The following is a 15329-nucleotide window of genomic DNA, read 5'->3' on the forward strand; positions in this document are numbered from 1 at the left end:
GGAAAAACGATGCGACTTGAGGGCAAGACGGCGATCGTGACGGGCGGCGGCTCGGGCTTCGGCGCGGGGATCGCGCGGAAATTCGCGGCCGAAGGCGCGCGGGTGATGGTGGCCGATATCGACGCGGATGCCGCGGCTGCCGTCGCGGACGAGGTCAGCGGGATAGCCCGGGCGGTGGATGTGGCCGATGACGCATCGGTGGGCGGCATGGCGCGCGCGGCGCTGGCAGAGTTCAGTCGGCTCGACATCCTGGTCAATAATGCCGGGATCACCCACTTGCCCAAGCCGATGGAGGAGGTTCCCGAGGCGGAGTTCGACCGGGTGCTGGCGGTCAACGCCAAGTCGGTCTTCCTGACCGCGCGCCACCTTGTGCCGCACATGAAGGCGACCGGCGCGGGGGCGATCCTGAACGTGGCCTCGACGGCCGGCCTGTCGCCGCGGCCCCGGCTGAACTGGTACAATGCCTCCAAGGGCTGGATGATCACTGCGACCAAGACGATGGCGGTGGAGTTGGCGCCTTCGGGGGTACGGGTCAACGCCCTGTGTCCCGTGGCGGGCGAGACGCCACTGCTGAAGAGCTTTCTCGGCGAGGACACGCCCGAGATGCGGACGAAATTTCTGGCGACGATCCCGCTGGGCCGGCTCTCGACGCCCGAGGACCTGGGCAATGCGGCCTGTTTCCTGTGTTCGGACGACGCGGCGATGATCACCGGGGTGGCGATGGAAGTCGATGGCGGGCGCTGCATCTGAGGGCCGGACCGGGGGCGCTGCCCCCGGACCCCCCGGATATTTCGGCCAGAAGAAGGAAAAGCATGCGACCGGGAGCGAGGAACCTGATCACCGATGTCGCGGGATTGAGGGTCGGGCAGGCCCGTGACACGCGGGCGAAAACCGGCGTGAGCGTGCTGGTGGGCGAGGCGCCCTTCGTGGCGGGTGTGCATGTGATGGGCGGCGCGCCGGGCACGCGCGAAACGGAGCTGTTGGCACCAGACCGGCTGGTGCAGGAGGTGGACGCGCTGGTGCTTTCGGGGGGCTCGGCCTTCGGGTTGGATGCGGCCTCGGGCGTGGCGGACGGGCTGCGCGCGATGGGCCGGGGCTTTGAGGTAGGGAGCTTACGGGTGCCCATCGTGCCGGGGGCGATTCTGTTCGATCTGTTGAACGGGGGCGACAAGGATTGGGACGACAACCCCTATAAAAGGCTGGGAAATTCCGCGCTCATTGCGGCTGCGGAGGCGTTCGACCTGGGCAGCGCGGGGGCGGGGTTCGGGGCGACGACGGCGGACCTGAAGGGGGGGCTCGGCTCGGCCTCGGTAGTGCTGGAGAGCGCGATCACGGTCGGCGCGCTGGTGGCGGTGAACGCGGTGGGCTCGGCGGTGATGGGGGGCGGCCCGGAGTTCTGGGCGGCGCCCTTCGAAATCTACAACGAATTCGGGGGCTTGGGCGGCGGCCAGCAGGAGCCGGCGGCGGTTCCGCGGACCAAGCTGACGGGGCAGGCCACGACCATCGCGATCGTGGCGACCGATGCCGCCCTGACCCAGGCGCAGGCGACGCGACTGGCTGTCGCCGCGCATGACGGGATCGCGCGGGCGCTGGTGCCGAGCCACACGCCGTTCGACGGCGACCTTGTCTTTGCCGCGGCGACCGGGGCGCGCGCCCTGGGCGATGCGGAGCTGGACCCGCTGCTGCTGGGGCATGCCGCAAGCTGTTGTTTGGCAAGGGCGATTGCACGGGGAGTATATCACGCAACCGCCGCCGACAACGACCCCCTACCGTCTTGGCAGGCGCGGTTTGGCGGCGTGTGAGAGGCACGGACCGCGGTGCTAGGCTGGCCGCAACCGCTCCGAGGAGGACGCCCAATGAAACGCCTGCGCCTTGCCGCCCTGATCGCCCTGACCGCGCCCGCGGCGTTGGCCGACGATGTCACCGAAACGCTGCAAAGCGCCATCGAGGCCTATGAAACGGGCGATGTGAAACACGCGCTGGAAGCGATCGACTATAATGGGCTGTCGGGCATCGGCCGGTAGGGCCGGAGTCCCGCATATGACTCGCATATGACTCTTATATGAGCTTTTCCGGCCGGCGGCGAGCGGGGTCAGCCCTCCGCGCCCGGGCCGAGGACCGCAGCGGTCAGAAGGCTGTCGGGCCGGGTCAGGCCCTCGATCACGTCGAAATGGTGCCGGCCCTCGTGGATGTGCAACGCGGCGCCGGGCCAGGCCTCGGCCAGCCAGCGCGCCTGGTCGAGAAAGACCGGGCGTTCCTCTGCGCCGACCCAGACGGTGACCGGGACGCTGGCGCGCGGCGCATGGGCGACCGGGCTTTCGGCCCGCGCCCCGGCCCCATCCAGGCGGAAGCTGTCGTTCATCTGCGTGCGGATGAGCGGGCGCAGGTCGGCGACCGGCGAGATCGGCACGACACGGGCGAGGCGCGCGGCGACGGCGTCGGGCAGGCCGGCATCGGCGCAGAGCATCCGCGCCACCAGGTGCCCGCCCGCCGAGTGCCCGGCCAGCGCGATGGGCCCCGGAACCAGCCGCGCCATCACCGGCAGCGCCGCGGCGATGTCGGCGGTGATCTCGGCGATCCGCACCTCGGGCGCCAGCCGGTAGGAGGGCAGCGCCACGGCCCAGCCGCGCGCCAAGGGCCCCGCGGCGAGATGCGACCAGAAAGACTTGTCGAAGCGCAGCCAGTAGCCGCCATGGACGAAGACCGCGAGGCCGCGCGGGCGGCCGTCGGGCAGGAACAGGTCAAAGCGCTGGCGCGGGTGGTCGCCATAGGGCAGGTCGGTCTCGCCGCAGGCGGTGGCGCGGAACGCGGCCGCCGCCGCGGCCCAGCGCGGCGGGTAGTCGGCGGCGCCCGGGATATGCGCCGCGTTGGCATAGGCGTTGTCCGGATCGGCCAAGTTGTCGTGACTGGACATCCACCCCGCCCCCTGCTTTCCATGGGCCGAAACCCAGAAGGGAGGATGACCGATGCCTGTGACCGACCTCAAGAGCCTTCTCCGCGATCCCGGCCTGCTGGAGACCCGCGCCTTCGTCGGCGGCGACTGGGTCGCGGCCGATGACGGGGCCACGTTCGAGGTCACCAACCCCGCCGATGGCAGCGCGATCTGCACGGTTCCCGACCTCACCCGCGCCGAGACCGCCCGCGCCATCGCGGCGGCGGCCGAGGCGCAGACGGGCTGGGCGGCGAAGACCGCCAAGGAACGCGCCAACATCCTGCGCAAGTGGTTCGACCTGATGATGGCCGCGCAGGAAGACCTCGCGGTGATCCTGACCGCCGAGATGGGCAAGCCGCTGTCGGAATCCCGCGGCGAGATCGCCTATGGCGCCTCGTTCATCGAGTGGTTCGCGGAAGAGGCCAAGCGCGTCTACGGCGACACGATCCCGGGCCACCAGGCGGACAAGCGGCTGACGGTGATCCGCCAGCCGGTGGGCGTGGCCGCCGCGATCACGCCCTGGAACTTTCCCAACGCGATGATCGCCCGCAAGGTCGGCCCGGCGCTGGCGGCGGGCTGTTCGATGGTGATCAAGCCCGCGGGCGAGACGCCGCTTTCCGCGCTGGCGATGGCGGTGCTGGCCGAGCGCGCGGGCGTGCCCAAGGGCGTGCTGTCGGTGGTGACCTCCAGCAAGTCGTCGGATATCGGCAAGGAATTCTGCGAGAACCCGGCGGTGCGCAAGCTGACCTTCACCGGCTCGACCGAGGTGGGGCGGATCCTGCTGGAACAGGCCGCGGGGCAGGTGATGAAATGCTCGATGGAACTCGGCGGCAACGCGCCCTTCATCGTGTTCGACGATGCCGACCTCGAGGCGGCGGTAGAGGGCGCGATCGCGTGCAAGTTCCGCAACAACGGCCAGACCTGCGTCTGCGCCAACCGGATCTACGTGCAGGACGGCATCTACGACGCCTTCGCCGGAAAGCTGGCCGAGTCGGTGGCCAAGCTGCGGGTGGGCGACGGGCTGGACGACAGCACCGACCTGGGGCCGCTCATTTCCGACGATGCGCTGGCCAAGGTCGAAGAGCACCTGTCCGACGCCACGGCCAAGGGCGCGCGGATCGTCAGCGGTGGTGAACGCCACGCCCGCGGCGGCACGTTCTTTCAGCCGACAGTGGTGGCCGGCGCCACGCAAGAGATGCAGTTCGCCTGCGAGGAGACCTTCGGCCCGGTCGCGCCGCTGTTCCGGTTCGAGACCGAGGACGACGTGATCGCGATGGCCAATGACACGATCTTCGGCCTCGCCTCCTATTTCTACGCGCGCGACCTTTCCCGCGTCTACAAGGTGGCCGAGGCGCTGGAATACGGGATCGTTGGGGTCAACACCGGCATCATCTCGACCGAGGTCGCGCCCTTCGGCGGCGTCAAGCAGTCCGGTCTCGGCCGCGAGGGCAGCCGCCACGGGATCGAGGACTTCCTCGAAATGAAATATATCTGCATGTCGGTCTGAGGGCGGCGCGTGGTCTAGGCCGCCGCCTCGTCCAGCCGCATCAGCGTGACAAGTTCGGCGAACGCCTCCCCCCAGGCCGCGCGCAGTTCGGGGGTGTAATCCGTTCCGAAAAAATCCTGCAATGCCAGGTCGAACGCCTGTTGGCCGATGTCCAGATGCGCCGCCGTCACCTGGCGCTGCGCGTGGACACGGCCCAGGTCCGCGGCGGTTTTCGCCAGTCGCTCACGGTCGCCGAGCACGCCCACGACCATCGCGAGGGCGGCCATCAGCATCCGCTTCTGGTGGGTCATGTCGACCCGGAACAGGGCGCGCACCTCTGGGGCAAGGTCGAACAACCGGTCATAGAACGCTTCGGCAAAGCGCCCCTTGGCCGAAAACAGCGCGCCGGAGCTTGCTAGGACGAGCTTGCGGTTGTGGGTGTCCATCGATGATCCCTCGTCGTGCGGGCGGACCGTAGCGCCCCGACCTTAATCCGCGATTAAGCCGGGTGCGTCCCGATGCCGCCAGATTTGCCTTGACCGCAGCCGAGGTGTGCGGGGAACATCGCCCCAAGGCGGGACGGCGGCCCGGCGCCTTCGGCGGCCGCACCCGGCGCCCGGGACCGGCCGACACCCACGGTCCCGGAGCGGGGCGCAGCAATCCGACCGGCGCGGGCCGTTAAGAGGCCCGTTGGAAGCGACCGATCGGAGGATGTCATCCCATGCGCTGTTTCACGATCCTAGGGCCCTCGCAATCGGGCAAGTCCACGCTGCTGAAGGCCCTGTCCGAGCTGGAGGGCCGCCCGGTCACGGCCGCTTTCTCCGACGTTCTGACGGTGAGCCAGTTCAGCTACCTGGACGAGCCCTGGGCGGGCTTCGACATCGCCGGCGGGCCCGATTACCTCGGCCATGCGGGCGAGGCGCTGGCGGCCTCGGATGCCGCGATCCTGTGTGTCGCGCCGGAACCGGACGCCGCGGTGCTGGCCGCCCCTTACCTGCGGCTGATCGAGGCGTCGGACGTCCCCTGCTTCATCTTCATCAACAAGATGGACCAGGACGAGGCGCGCATACGTGACATAGTCGGCGCGCTGCAGGCCTACGCGACCCATCACATCGTGCTGCGCCAGGCCCCGATCCGCGACGGCGATGGGCATGTCGTGGGCTCGGTCGACCTGATCTCGGAGCGCGCGTTCCAGTACCAGGAAGGCAAGCCGTCCAGCCTAATCGAGATCCCAGACGATCTGCATGACCGCGAACAGGAGGCGCGCGCGGAACTGCTGGAGCATCTGGCCGATTTCGATGACCATCTAATGGAGCAGCTGATCGACGATCGCGAGCCACCGACCGAGGATGTCTACAAGATCCTCGCCGAGGCGCATCGCGACAACGCGGTGATGGCAGCTTACCTGGGCGCGGCGGGCCATGGCAACGGGCTGACCCGGCTTATGAAGGCGCTGCGCCACGAGGCACCGGGGATGGAGGCGATCGGGCTCAGGCTCGGCGTGGAGGTGCCGCTGGCCATCGGTCTGGCTTCGGACACCAAGAAACACGTGGGCAAGTCCACGCTGATCCGGGTACTGGGCAGCCCCGTGCAGCATGGCAGCCCGCTGGCCGGCGACACCATCGGCAACCTGGCCGGAATCGACGGCAAGCCGGTCCCCGAACCGCTGGAGCGCGGCACGCTGGCCGTCGCGGTGAAGTCCGACCATCTCGATCCAGGCTATGCCTATACCGCCACCGCCGCCGATGAGTTGCCCGGCTGGACACGCGGTCGCCCGCCCTCCTACCCGCGCCTCTTGGCCCCGGTGAACGAGCGCGAAGACGCGCGCCTTTCGGCCGCACTGGCCCGGATCGCGGCAAGCGACCCTGGCATGGAGCTTGCCCAGGATGCCGAGACCGGGCATCTGGTGGTGCATCTTCAGGGGCCGATCCACCTGCGCCGGGTGCTGGCCAAGCTGACCGAGGATTTCGGTATTGAAGCCACCGAACACCCGGTCTCCGGCATCTACCGCGAGACCATCACCAAGACCGTCGACACTCATCACCGCCACCGCAAGCAGACCGGCGGCGCGGGCCAGTTCGCGGACGTGCAACTGACCGTGCGGCCCCAGGGGCGCGGCGCGGGATTTGCCTTCGGCGACACGGTCAAGGGCGGCGCGGTGCCGAAGAACTACATCCCAGCGGTCAAGGCCGGCGCGCGCGAGGCGATGGAACAGGGGCCACTCGGATTCCCGGTGGTCGATGTCGCGGTCACCCTGACCGATGGCAAGCATCACGCGGTGGACAGCTCCGACCATGCCTTCCGCACGGCAGCCAAAAACGGCGTGCGCGAGGCGCTGGCGCAGGCCGGCCCGGTCGTGCTTCAGCCGATCGAGCGGGTGGTGATCCACGTGCCGTCGGTGAACTCCGGCTCGCTGGTGGCGCTGGCCGGCAGCCTCAAGGGCCAGGTGCTGGGCTTCGAGGCGCACATGTCGGCGCGCGGCTGGGACATCTTCCAGGCGCTGATCCCCGCGGGCGCCAAGGAGGAGCTGTTCCAGGCGCTCGGCGGGCTGACCCACGGCACCGCCTGGTTCGAGTCGCATTTCGACCATTACGAGGAGCTGCACGGCAAGGATGCCGAACGCATCCGCGAGGCCCGCGCCGCCGAACTGGCCTGAGCCCGCCCGGGCCGTCACGCGATCGGGCGGATACCGTGGGGTGTGCCCTCGGTCCCCAATGTCCGCCGGGCCGCCTCACGCCGCGCCGGCCGCGCTCTCGACAAGCAGCCTGCGCACATGGTCGACATCCTCCACCTGCTCGAACAGGACGGGGATCACGCCGAGTGTTCGCAAGGGGCCCCAACCGGGATGGACCAGACCGTAGCCCAGCGGTTGGACCACGCCCTCCGACAGGAGATGGCCGACGGTCAGCGACGGGTAGGGACGATCCTCTACGACCGGGCAGGAGAACTCGGGCGACAGCGGGCTTGAGACGAGGAATGCGCGTCTGGCAAGGAAGTGGTTCCGGCCCTCGCGGCGGACAAGCGCGCGCCGGTCCGTCACCGCGTAGTGAAGGGTGCCGAGCACGTAGGCGCGCGTGACCACGATGTATGCCGAAACCAGACCGAACAAGAGGGTCACCGCACCGTAGACCCAGAGCGCATCGGTCGCGGTGACCCCCGCGTCGTCTCCGATCATCGGCCATGTGAGCCACATCGCGACCGCCCCGGCCAGAAGGCCGATATGCCAGGTCTTCTCGGCACCGACGACGTCGCGGATCCGGCGCCCGTATTGCGGCCGTCCGGTCCACAGAAGGGTTTCTGTCGGGGAGAGGTAGCCGTCCCATCCGGCCTCCGAATCCCCCGGACCGAGAGAAGAAATCGTTACGCGCAACACGAGGACCTTCGCCACGACATTCCGCGACGGAGGCTGACATGTTTCCGGGCGGGTTGAAAGCTCGGGGCGCGGGCGCCCTCCCCCGTTCACGCCGCCGCGACCGGGTACGAGGCGACTGGACAAGCGCGCGGCCTGCGGGCTAGCCATATCGGCGTCGGGAACGGGCGGCGGAGAGGCATTTGAAACATCCGGGGTGCATGGCGCGCGTGGCGGCGCTGTTGTCGCTTCTGGTCCTGGCTGCCTGCGGCGCGCCGCGCCCGGTTCCACCGCCCCCCGCGTCGCCCGAGGAGGTGGCGCAGCTGGCCCGGGCGATCGGGAACCTCGACCCCTCGGTGGCCGAGGACGAGGCCGAACGCGCGGCCCGCACCGCGCTCGACGAGGCGCACCAGCTTGCGCAGGAGTACGGCGTCACCGACGGGCCGCTGATCCACAACATGAAGGTCAATTCCGGCCTGCGCCCGCGGGGGCTCTGCTATCACTGGGCCGACGACATCGAGGCGCGGCTGCGCCGGGAAGGCTTCGAGACGCTGGAATTGCACCGCGCCATCGCCAATGCCGACAACCCGTTCCGGATCGAGCATTCCACCGTAATCGTCAGCGCCCGCGGCCAATCGATGGAAGACGGGATCGTGCTGGACGGCTGGCGCGACGGCGGAGACCTGTTCTGGGCGCAAACACGGGCAGATGCGGATTACGACTGGGTCCCGCGACAGGAGGTGTTCGCGATGAAACTCGCCCGCGATCCCGGCATCGCGGTCGTGTCGACCGCGGAATGATCAGCGCCGCCCCTCGCGCAGCCAAGCGCCGATGCTCAGCCCCGCCGCGAGCAACAGGAACGCCCAGGCGGGCGCAAGCGGCGTGATGGTGACGTCAGCGGTGAGGTAGGCCTCGCGCGGCGTCATGCCGATCCAGCCGCGCCCCGCCGCCAGCCGCCCCTCGCGCACGGTGCGGATGTCGGGCGCGCCCTCGTTCAGCGCGAGAATGCCGCCCCGCGTGGCGTCCACCGCCTCTTGCAGCTTGGCCCCGCTTGCGATGGTCTCCTCGAACTCTCGCGGCGCCGACGGGCCCAGCGCGATGACGTTGTCCAGATCCTCATCGACCAGCCGGTAAAGCCCGATCTCAGGCCCCTCGTAGGTCGCCTGGAACCGCCCCGGGGAGGTCTCCTGCAACTCTACCGTCTCGGTCTCGCCATCGGGGCGGGTAATCTCGACGCTGCGCCCCTCTTCGGCCAGCGAGCGGCGGGTAATCGTCATGGTCTGGCCCTCGGCCTCGGCGGTCAGCGCCTCTTCCTCGAGCTCGGGTTCCTTCATCATCCAGTGGGCGAGCCGGCGCAGCAGTTCCAGCTGCGGCCCGCCACCCTCGAAGCCGCGATTCCACAGCCAGGCATGGTCCGAAGCCATCAGCGCCACGCGCCCCTCGCCCACCCGGTCGAGCACGAGCAGGGGGCGCTGGTCGCGCCCCTCCATCACCACCTGCCCGCCGGTCGCCTCCAAGTCGATCAGGCGGAACCAGCGGCCCCAGTCGCCACCGTGTTCGGCCTTCAAGCCTTCGGTCACGGGGTGGCGCCGGCCCAGGTCGCTTACATTGGGCAGGAAGCCTTCCTCGATCACCCGCGCGGTGGGCTCGGCGGGCAGGATCTCGGACAGCGGCGACCGGTAGATCGAATCCGCGCTGGCGAAGTCAGGGCCAGCGGCGATGAGCACCGCGCCGCCTTCCTCGACATACTCGCGCACGTTGTCGAGATAGATCATCGGCAGGATGCCGCGCCGCTTGTATCGGTCGAAGATGATCAGGTCGAACTCATCCACCTTGTCGAGGAACAGCTCCCGCGTGGGGAAGGCAATCAGCGACAGTTCCGTGACCGGCACCCCGTCATGCTTGTCCGGCGGGCGCAGGATCGTGAAATGCACAAGGTCCACGGAGCTGTCCGATTTCAGGAGGTTGCGCCAGGTTCGCTCGCCCGGGTGCGGCTCGCCCGAGACCAGCAGCACCCGCAGCCGGTCGCGCACGCCGTTGATCTGCACCACGGCGGCATTGTTGCGGTCGGTCAGTTCGCCCGCTTCCTCGGCCACCGAGAACTGAATCACGTTGCGGCCGGCGTGGTCGAGGATCACCGGCACCTCGAGATCCTCGTTCAGCGGCACCCGGTAGCTTTGCGGCTCGCCGCCGTCGATGGCGACCGTGACCTGCGTCGTCGCGCCCATTTCGGCGGGCACGGCGCCCTGATCCTCGACCCGCAGCGTCAGCGTCACCTCCTCGCCGAGGATCGCGAAGGCGGGCGCGTTCCGGATCAGCAGCCGCCGGTCCCAGTCGTCCTGCTGTCCCGTCAACAGCGCATGCAGCGGCGCCGGCAGCGCGGGGGCGCGCTCGATATCGTGCAACTGCCCGTCAGTCAGCAGGATCGCGCCCGCGAGCCGGGCCCGGGGCACCTCGGCCAGCGCCTCGGACAGCGCGGTCATCAGCAGCGTGCCCTCGTTGCTCTCGCCATCGCCGAGCCGCACGATCCTGAGCTCGGTGTTGTCGAGCGCGTCGATTTCGGCCTCGACCCGCGCGATGGCCTCCGCGATCTGGCCGGGCCGGTCCGACAGGCGCTGACTGGCGCTTTCGTCCACCACCAGCACCACGATGTCCGACAACGGGTTGCGGTCCTCGGTCTGCAGCGACGGGTTGGCCAGCGCCGCGAGGATCGCCGCCGCCGCGAGGCCGCGAAGCCACCAACCCGACAGGCCGCGCCAGAGCGCGAAGCCGGTGAAGGCCAGGGCGGCCACGACCAGCGCCCAGACCAGCGGCCACGGCAGCAGCGGGTCGAAGATCACCGCGCCGTTCATTGGCCCAGCCTGTCGAGCAGCGCGGGCACGTGGACCTGATCGGATTTGTAGTTGCCGGTCAGCACATGCATCATGAGGTTGATCCCGAAGCGGAAGGCGATTTCGCGCTGGCGCTCGCCGGCATAGCCTCGGCCGACCGGGAACATCGCCCCGCCCTGCCCGTCCACCGCCCAGGCCGCCGCCCAGTCGTTGCCGCCGATCACCACCGGCGTGACACCGTCATTGAGGTCGCGGAACGGCATGCCCTCGGCCTGTTCGGCGTCCGCCGGCGCGGCTTCGACCCAGACATCGCGGCTGGCATGGCGGCCGGGGAAGTCCTGGAGCAGGTAAAAGGTCCGCGTGAGCACGTGGTCGGTGGGCACGGGTTCCAGCGGCGGCACGTCGAGCGGCTGGGCGAGTCGCTGCAAGCGCCGGCCCTCGGGCGAGCCGCCGCCGAACCGGGCGACGTCGGCGTCGCGCGTGTCGAACAGGATCATGCCGCCGGTACGCAGGTAGCGGTTGAGCTTGGCATAGGCCTCGGACGAGGGCTGCGGCTGGCCCGCGGTCACCGGCCAGTAGAGGAAGGGGAAGAGGGACAGCTCGTCGGTTTCGAGGTTCACGGCGATGGGCTCGGCGGGCTCGATTGAGGTGCGCTGGGTCAGTTTTTCCGACAGCCCGCGCAGCCCCGCGCGTGCCACCTCGTCCACCCGGGCGTCGCCGGTCACCACATGGGCCAGCACCACCTCGGTCGTGGCCTTCAGCGCCAGCGCGTCGTCCGTGGCCTGTTGCGCGTCGGCCTCCATCGGCAGCATCAGCGCCAGCACCAGCGCTGCAACCGCGCCCGAGCGCTGGCCGCGGAGCCGCCCCGAGAGCCAGAGCGAGGCGAGGATATCGGCGGCGAAAAACGCGAGCGCCGCGGTCAGGACCCAGCCTTTCAAGAGCGTCTCGCGCGCCAGCGCGAGCCCCTCGACGGGGATGCGCGCGGGCCAGGCGATCGGCGCGATCTGGGTTTCGGGGCCGACGACGTTGAGCGCGAGGCGGCGGTCGTCGCCGGCATAGAGCCCCGGCGGAAGGTCGGGGCCGGGGCGCGCGTCGGCTAGTTTCTCGCCGGGGATGCCGGGCAGCGTGCCGGCCTCGCCCACGTCGCCGAAGGCGTCCAGAACCGTTTCGGCGACCCAGGTGGTGCCCTGCAGTTCCGCCGCCTCGGGGCGCGCAGGGCGCGTCGAGACGGCCAACCGTTCAAGCATCTGCACGAACAGGCCCGAGAGCGGCAGGGTCGACCATTCGACGTTGGCAGTAACGTGGAACAACACCACCTGCCCTTGGCCCAGCTTCTTGCGGGTAACCAGCGGCGTGCCGTCGGTCAGCGCCGCGATGGAGCGGTCGACAAGCTGCGGGTCGGGCTGGGCCATGACCTGCGCGTTCACCCGGACGTCTGGCGGCACCTCCAGCCCGACGAAGGGAGATGATTCCGCGAAAGGCCGCAACTGCTTGGGCTCGCCCCAGCTCATCGCGCCGCCGACGGTGCGCCCGCCCACGCGCAGGCGCACCGGCATCAGCGGGTCTTCGGCGTCGCGGCTGACATCCGAGGCGGCGAGGCGGGGGCCCGCGAACCGCACCAGCAACCCGCCATCCTCGACCCAGCCCTGCAACGCCTCGGCCTCGGCGGCTGCGAGCGTCGCGATATCGGCCAATACGATCACGTCGGGGCTGGCAAGAATGATGTCGGACAGGGTGCCGTCGACTAGGTCCGCGGTCGGCTCGAGCGCCTTGTTCAGGTAGAACAGCGGCGAGAGCAATTGCAGCCCCTCGCGGTTTTCGCGCCCTGCAAGAAGCGCGACTTCTCGGCGCTTGAGGCTGTCATCGGTCAGCGTGACCGCACCGGCAGAGCGCACCCCCTCGACCGCGAAGCGACTGATGCGGTTGCGCAACTCGGGCGGCAGGACGAGCTCGGTCTCGACCGTGCCCGCGCCCGCCTCGAACGTGGCCTGCGTCCGGGCCAGAACCCGCTCCACCCCCGCCGGGTCCCGACCCGTCGCGCTGAACGTGACCTCGGAGGCATCGTCCGCCCGGGCGCGCAACGCGGTCAGCCGGATCGCCCCGTCCTCGAAGGCCGCAGGACGTAGCACAACAACCGGCCGGGGGCTTTCGAACACGCGGACGTCGCCCGCGGCGGTGAATGTGGTCAGCAGACCCTGCCGCCCCTCGTAATCCAACCCGCCGGACATCCAGAAGGTATCGAACCCGCCGTCCAGCCCGTCGGCCCATACGCCCAGCGCCTGCACGTCGGGCAGCCAGGGCGCGGGTTCCAGCCCGGCAAGCCGGCTGATCCAGGCCTCTGCCGCCTGGAAGGGCAGTCCCGCCTCGGGCAGGTCGGTCGCCTGCACCACGGCCACGGGCCGTCCGTCGCGCCCGGCCTCGTCCAGAATCGCCTCGACCCGGTCCATCCTACGCGGCCAGTCGCGCGCGTCCGCCCAGGTGCCGTCGATGAAGACGAGAAGCGGCCCCTCGCCCGGCTGCCGGTCCCGCGGGTTCAGGATCGGGCCGGCGAAGGCGACGATGAGCGCCGCGACCGCCAGCATGCGAAGCAGCAGCAGCCACCAGGGCGTCTTGTCTGTCTGGGTCTCGTCGTCGGTCAGCCCGAGGAGCAGCGCGACGCCCGGAAACCGCCGGCGGATCGGCGCCGGCGGCACGGCGCGCAACACAAGCCACAACGCCGGAAGCGCGACCAGCGCCCAAAGCAACGCCGGCGCGGCGAACCCGATGCCGCCGATCGTCCACATCAGCGCACCCGTTCGAGGGCGCGGTACAACCACAGAAGCGCTCCTTGCGCCCCTTCGCCCGAGTGATGCGTGGAGTAATACCAGCCAGTGACGCGCGCAAGCTCGGCCAGCCGCGCCTTGCGTTCGGCCAGTCGTTCGAGGTACCGGACCTTCAATTCTCCCGCCTTCAGCGTCTCGTGGCGCAGGCTGCCGCCCATGCTCTCGAAGATGGTGCGCCCGTCATAGGGGAATGCTTCCTCCGCGGGGTCCAGGATCTGCAGCATTGCGCCGGTGACGCCCCGATCGGCGGCCTCGGTCAGCGTGCGCTCCACCGGCGCCAGGTCACCGAGGAAATCGGACAGGAAGACCGCGCGGGAGTGGGGTGCCATCCCGCGGGCCTCCGGCGCCCCGTAATCGGCCTCCCCCTGCGCGGCGCTCAGGATGTCGGCCATGCGCAGGAGTTGCAGCGCCCCCCGGCGCGGGGGCAATCCGGAGCCCAAGAGGCCCACGCGCTCTCCGCCGCGGTTCAGCAGGACGGCCACCGCCATCGCCAAGACCCGGGCGCGTTCGGCCTTACTGGGGTGGGTCTTGTCGCCCGCAAAGCCCATGGAGGCGGAATCGTCGACCCAGATCAGCACGCTCTGCGCGGCCTGCCATTCCTTTTCCCGCACGAAATGCGCGTCCGACCGGCCGGACCGGCGCCAGTCGATCATTCGCGCCTCGTCGCCAGCATGCGCCGGGCGGTATTGCCAGAACTCGTCGCCCATCCCCGCGCGCCGGCGCCCGTGCTCGCCCAGAAGCACCGCCTGCGCCAGATGCTCGGCATCGGCGAGCAGCGGCGGCAGCGCCTCGGCGATGCCTTCGGCGCAGGCGCGGAGGGCGGCGGGGTCGCTCACGCGGCGGCCTCGACCCGCACGACCTCGCGCGCCACGCTCTCGATCACCTCCGCCAGGCTGTCGCCGCGGGCCCGCGCCGCGAAACTCAGCGCCATGCGGTGGGTCAGCACCGGCGCGGCCATCTTGAGCACGTCGTCGGCGGACGGCGCCAGCCGGCCCTCGAGCAGCGCCTGGGCGCGCACCGTCAGCATCAGGGCCTGGGCGGCGCGCGGCCCCGGCCCCCAGGCCACCGCCTCGCGTACGATCTCGGGCGCCTCGGGTTCCTGCGGGCGGCAGGCGCGGACGAGATCGAGGATCAACTCGACCACCGCCTCGCCCACCGGCATCCGGCGCACCGTCTTCTGCGCGGCGATCAGTTGCTCGGCGCTGAACACCCCATGCGCCTCCTCCTCTTCCAGCCCGGTCGTGGCGATCAGGATGTCATGCTCGGTCTTGCGGTCGGGATAGGGCACGTCGATCTGCACCAGAAACCGGTCGAGCTGCGCCTCGGGCAGCGGATAGGTCCCCTCCTGCTCGATCGGGTTTTGCGTCGCGAGCACGTGGAAGGGCGGGGTCAGCGGGTGCGCCTCGCCTGCAATCGTAACGGATTTTTCCTGCATGGCTTGCAACAGCGCCGACTGGGTCCGGGGAGAGGCGCGGTTGATCTCGTCGGCCATCAACAGCTGGCAGAAGATCGGCCCCTCGATGAAGCGGAAGGCGCGGGAGCCGTCCTCGCCGGTCTCCAACACCTCGGAGCCGAGGATGTCAGCCGGCATCAGGTCGGGAGTGAACTGGATGCGCGCCCCGTTCAGCCCCATAACCGTGGAGAGCGTGTCCACCAGCCGCGTCTTGCCCAGCCCCGGCAGACCAATCAGCAACCCGTGGCCGCCGCACAGAAGAGCCGAGAGGGTCAGGTCGACGACCCGCTCCTGGCCGATGAACCGCTTGGTAATGCTGTCCTTGGCCTCGGCCAGCCGGGTGCCCAGCGTCTCGATCTCGGCGACCAGCTCGGTCTCGTCGGACATGACAACTCTCCCTTCGGTCATATATGGGCTATTATCGGCACATATGGCGTGCGTCACAAATGGCAAAAA

General features: G+C 69.8%; 13 protein-coding genes. 6 read left to right on the forward strand and 7 right to left on the reverse strand.

Annotated features, from left to right (window positions below):
- Nucleotides 1–9 precede the first annotated feature (9 nt).
- The 3 genes from BUR28_RS09920 to BUR28_RS20055 all read left to right on the forward strand — a co-directional run bounded on the left by BUR28_RS09920 (nucleotide 10) and on the right by BUR28_RS20055 (nucleotide 2024).
- Nucleotides 10–750, forward strand: coding sequence for a glucose 1-dehydrogenase (locus BUR28_RS09920; protein ID WP_074219971.1), 741 nt, complete (start codon nucleotides 10–12; stop codon nucleotides 748–750).
- 62 nt (nucleotides 751–812) lie between these two features.
- On the forward strand, nucleotides 813–1802 hold the full coding sequence (locus tag BUR28_RS09925; protein WP_074219972.1) for a P1 family peptidase: 990 nt from the start codon (nucleotides 813–815) through the stop codon (nucleotides 1800–1802).
- Nucleotides 1803–1856: 54 nt separating this feature from the next.
- The gene (locus BUR28_RS20055) at nucleotides 1857–2024 is read left to right on the forward strand and encodes a hypothetical protein (RefSeq protein ID WP_175566929.1); all 168 of its coding nucleotides are present in this window, start codon (nucleotides 1857–1859) and stop codon (nucleotides 2022–2024) included.
- Between the two features lie 68 nt (nucleotides 2025–2092).
- Here BUR28_RS20055 and BUR28_RS09930 read toward each other — a convergent pair whose 3' ends face one another.
- Nucleotides 2093–2914: an alpha/beta hydrolase gene (locus BUR28_RS09930; RefSeq protein ID WP_074219973.1), complete on the reverse strand. Its 822-nt coding sequence runs from the start codon at nucleotides 2912–2914 to the stop codon at nucleotides 2093–2095.
- Between the two features lie 52 nt (nucleotides 2915–2966).
- Here BUR28_RS09930 and BUR28_RS09935 point away from each other — a divergent pair, with 52 nt between their 5' ends.
- Nucleotides 2967–4439 carry an NAD-dependent succinate-semialdehyde dehydrogenase gene (locus tag BUR28_RS09935; RefSeq protein ID WP_074219974.1) on the forward strand — a complete coding sequence of 491 codons (1473 nt, stop codon included), beginning with the start codon at nucleotides 2967–2969 and terminating at the stop codon, nucleotides 4437–4439.
- A gap of 14 nt (nucleotides 4440–4453) precedes the next feature.
- On the opposite strand, the gene BUR28_RS09940 is transcribed toward BUR28_RS09935, so the two are convergent.
- Complete coding sequence (locus tag BUR28_RS09940; protein ID WP_074219975.1) at nucleotides 4454–4864, reverse strand: globin domain-containing protein; 411 nt, start codon at nucleotides 4862–4864, stop codon at nucleotides 4454–4456.
- A gap of 275 nt (nucleotides 4865–5139) precedes the next feature.
- On the opposite strand from BUR28_RS09940, the gene BUR28_RS09945 reads away from it, so the two are divergent.
- Nucleotides 5140–7074, forward strand: a complete 1935-nt coding sequence (locus BUR28_RS09945) for an elongation factor G (RefSeq protein ID WP_074219976.1) — start codon at nucleotides 5140–5142, stop codon at nucleotides 7072–7074.
- A gap of 75 nt (nucleotides 7075–7149) precedes the next feature.
- Here BUR28_RS09945 and BUR28_RS09950 read toward each other — a convergent pair whose 3' ends face one another.
- Nucleotides 7150–7806: a hypothetical protein gene (locus BUR28_RS09950; protein ID WP_074219977.1), complete on the reverse strand. Its 657-nt coding sequence runs from the start codon at nucleotides 7804–7806 to the stop codon at nucleotides 7150–7152.
- A 182-nt stretch (nucleotides 7807–7988) separates the two neighbouring features.
- Here BUR28_RS09950 and BUR28_RS09955 point away from each other — a divergent pair, with 182 nt between their 5' ends.
- Nucleotides 7989–8567, forward strand: a complete 579-nt coding sequence (locus BUR28_RS09955; RefSeq protein ID WP_074219978.1) for a hypothetical protein — start codon at nucleotides 7989–7991, stop codon at nucleotides 8565–8567.
- On the opposite strand, the gene BUR28_RS09960 is transcribed toward BUR28_RS09955, so the two are convergent.
- The 4 genes from BUR28_RS09960 to BUR28_RS09975 are packed head-to-tail and all read right to left on the reverse strand — an operon-like array spanning nucleotide 8568 to nucleotide 15260.
- A complete protein-coding gene (locus tag BUR28_RS09960) occupies nucleotides 8568–10619 on the reverse strand; it encodes a hypothetical protein (RefSeq protein WP_074219979.1) in 2052 nt (683 codons plus the stop codon). It lies immediately after the preceding gene.
- Nucleotides 10616–13381, reverse strand: coding sequence for a DUF4159 domain-containing protein (locus tag BUR28_RS09965; protein ID WP_074219980.1), 2766 nt, complete (start codon nucleotides 13379–13381; stop codon nucleotides 10616–10618). The genes BUR28_RS09960 and BUR28_RS09965 overlap by 4 nt, the downstream gene beginning before the upstream one ends.
- Nucleotides 13381–14256, reverse strand: a complete 876-nt coding sequence (locus BUR28_RS09970; protein WP_074219981.1) for a DUF58 domain-containing protein — start codon at nucleotides 14254–14256, stop codon at nucleotides 13381–13383. Before BUR28_RS09970 ends, BUR28_RS09965 begins: the two co-directional genes overlap by 1 nt.
- Nucleotides 14253–15260: an AAA family ATPase gene (locus BUR28_RS09975; RefSeq protein ID WP_074219982.1), complete on the reverse strand. Its 1008-nt coding sequence runs from the start codon at nucleotides 15258–15260 to the stop codon at nucleotides 14253–14255. Before BUR28_RS09975 ends, BUR28_RS09970 begins: the two co-directional genes overlap by 4 nt.
- Nucleotides 15261–15329 lie beyond the last annotated feature (69 nt).

The sequence above is a fragment of the Rhodovulum sp. ES.010 genome (assembly GCF_900142935.1).
Classification (GTDB): domain Bacteria; phylum Pseudomonadota; class Alphaproteobacteria; order Rhodobacterales; family Rhodobacteraceae; genus Rhodovulum.

Coding starts and splice junctions, on each gene's coding strand:
- BUR28_RS20055 (WP_175566929.1), top strand. CDS start 1,857: ATGAAACGCCTGCGCCTTGCCGCCCTGATCGCCCTGACCGCGCCCGCG.
- BUR28_RS09925 (WP_074219972.1), top strand. CDS start 813: ATGCGACCGGGAGCGAGGAACCTGATCACCGATGTCGCGGGATTGAGG.
- BUR28_RS09945 (WP_074219976.1), top strand. CDS start 5,140: ATGCGCTGTTTCACGATCCTAGGGCCCTCGCAATCGGGCAAGTCCACG.
- BUR28_RS09920 (WP_074219971.1), top strand. CDS start 10: ATGCGACTTGAGGGCAAGACGGCGATCGTGACGGGCGGCGGCTCGGGC.
- BUR28_RS09935 (WP_074219974.1), top strand. CDS start 2,967: ATGCCTGTGACCGACCTCAAGAGCCTTCTCCGCGATCCCGGCCTGCTG.
- BUR28_RS09955 (WP_074219978.1), top strand. CDS start 7,989: ATGGCGCGCGTGGCGGCGCTGTTGTCGCTTCTGGTCCTGGCTGCCTGC.
- BUR28_RS09965 (WP_074219980.1), bottom strand. CDS start 13,381: ATGTGGACGATCGGCGGCATCGGGTTCGCCGCGCCGGCGTTGCTTTGG.
- BUR28_RS09975 (WP_074219982.1), bottom strand. CDS start 15,260: ATGTCCGACGAGACCGAGCTGGTCGCCGAGATCGAGACGCTGGGCACC.
- BUR28_RS09960 (WP_074219979.1), bottom strand. CDS start 10,619: ATGAACGGCGCGGTGATCTTCGACCCGCTGCTGCCGTGGCCGCTGGTC.
- BUR28_RS09940 (WP_074219975.1), bottom strand. CDS start 4,864: ATGGACACCCACAACCGCAAGCTCGTCCTAGCAAGCTCCGGCGCGCTG.
- BUR28_RS09930 (WP_074219973.1), bottom strand. CDS start 2,914: ATGTCCAGTCACGACAACTTGGCCGATCCGGACAACGCCTATGCCAAC.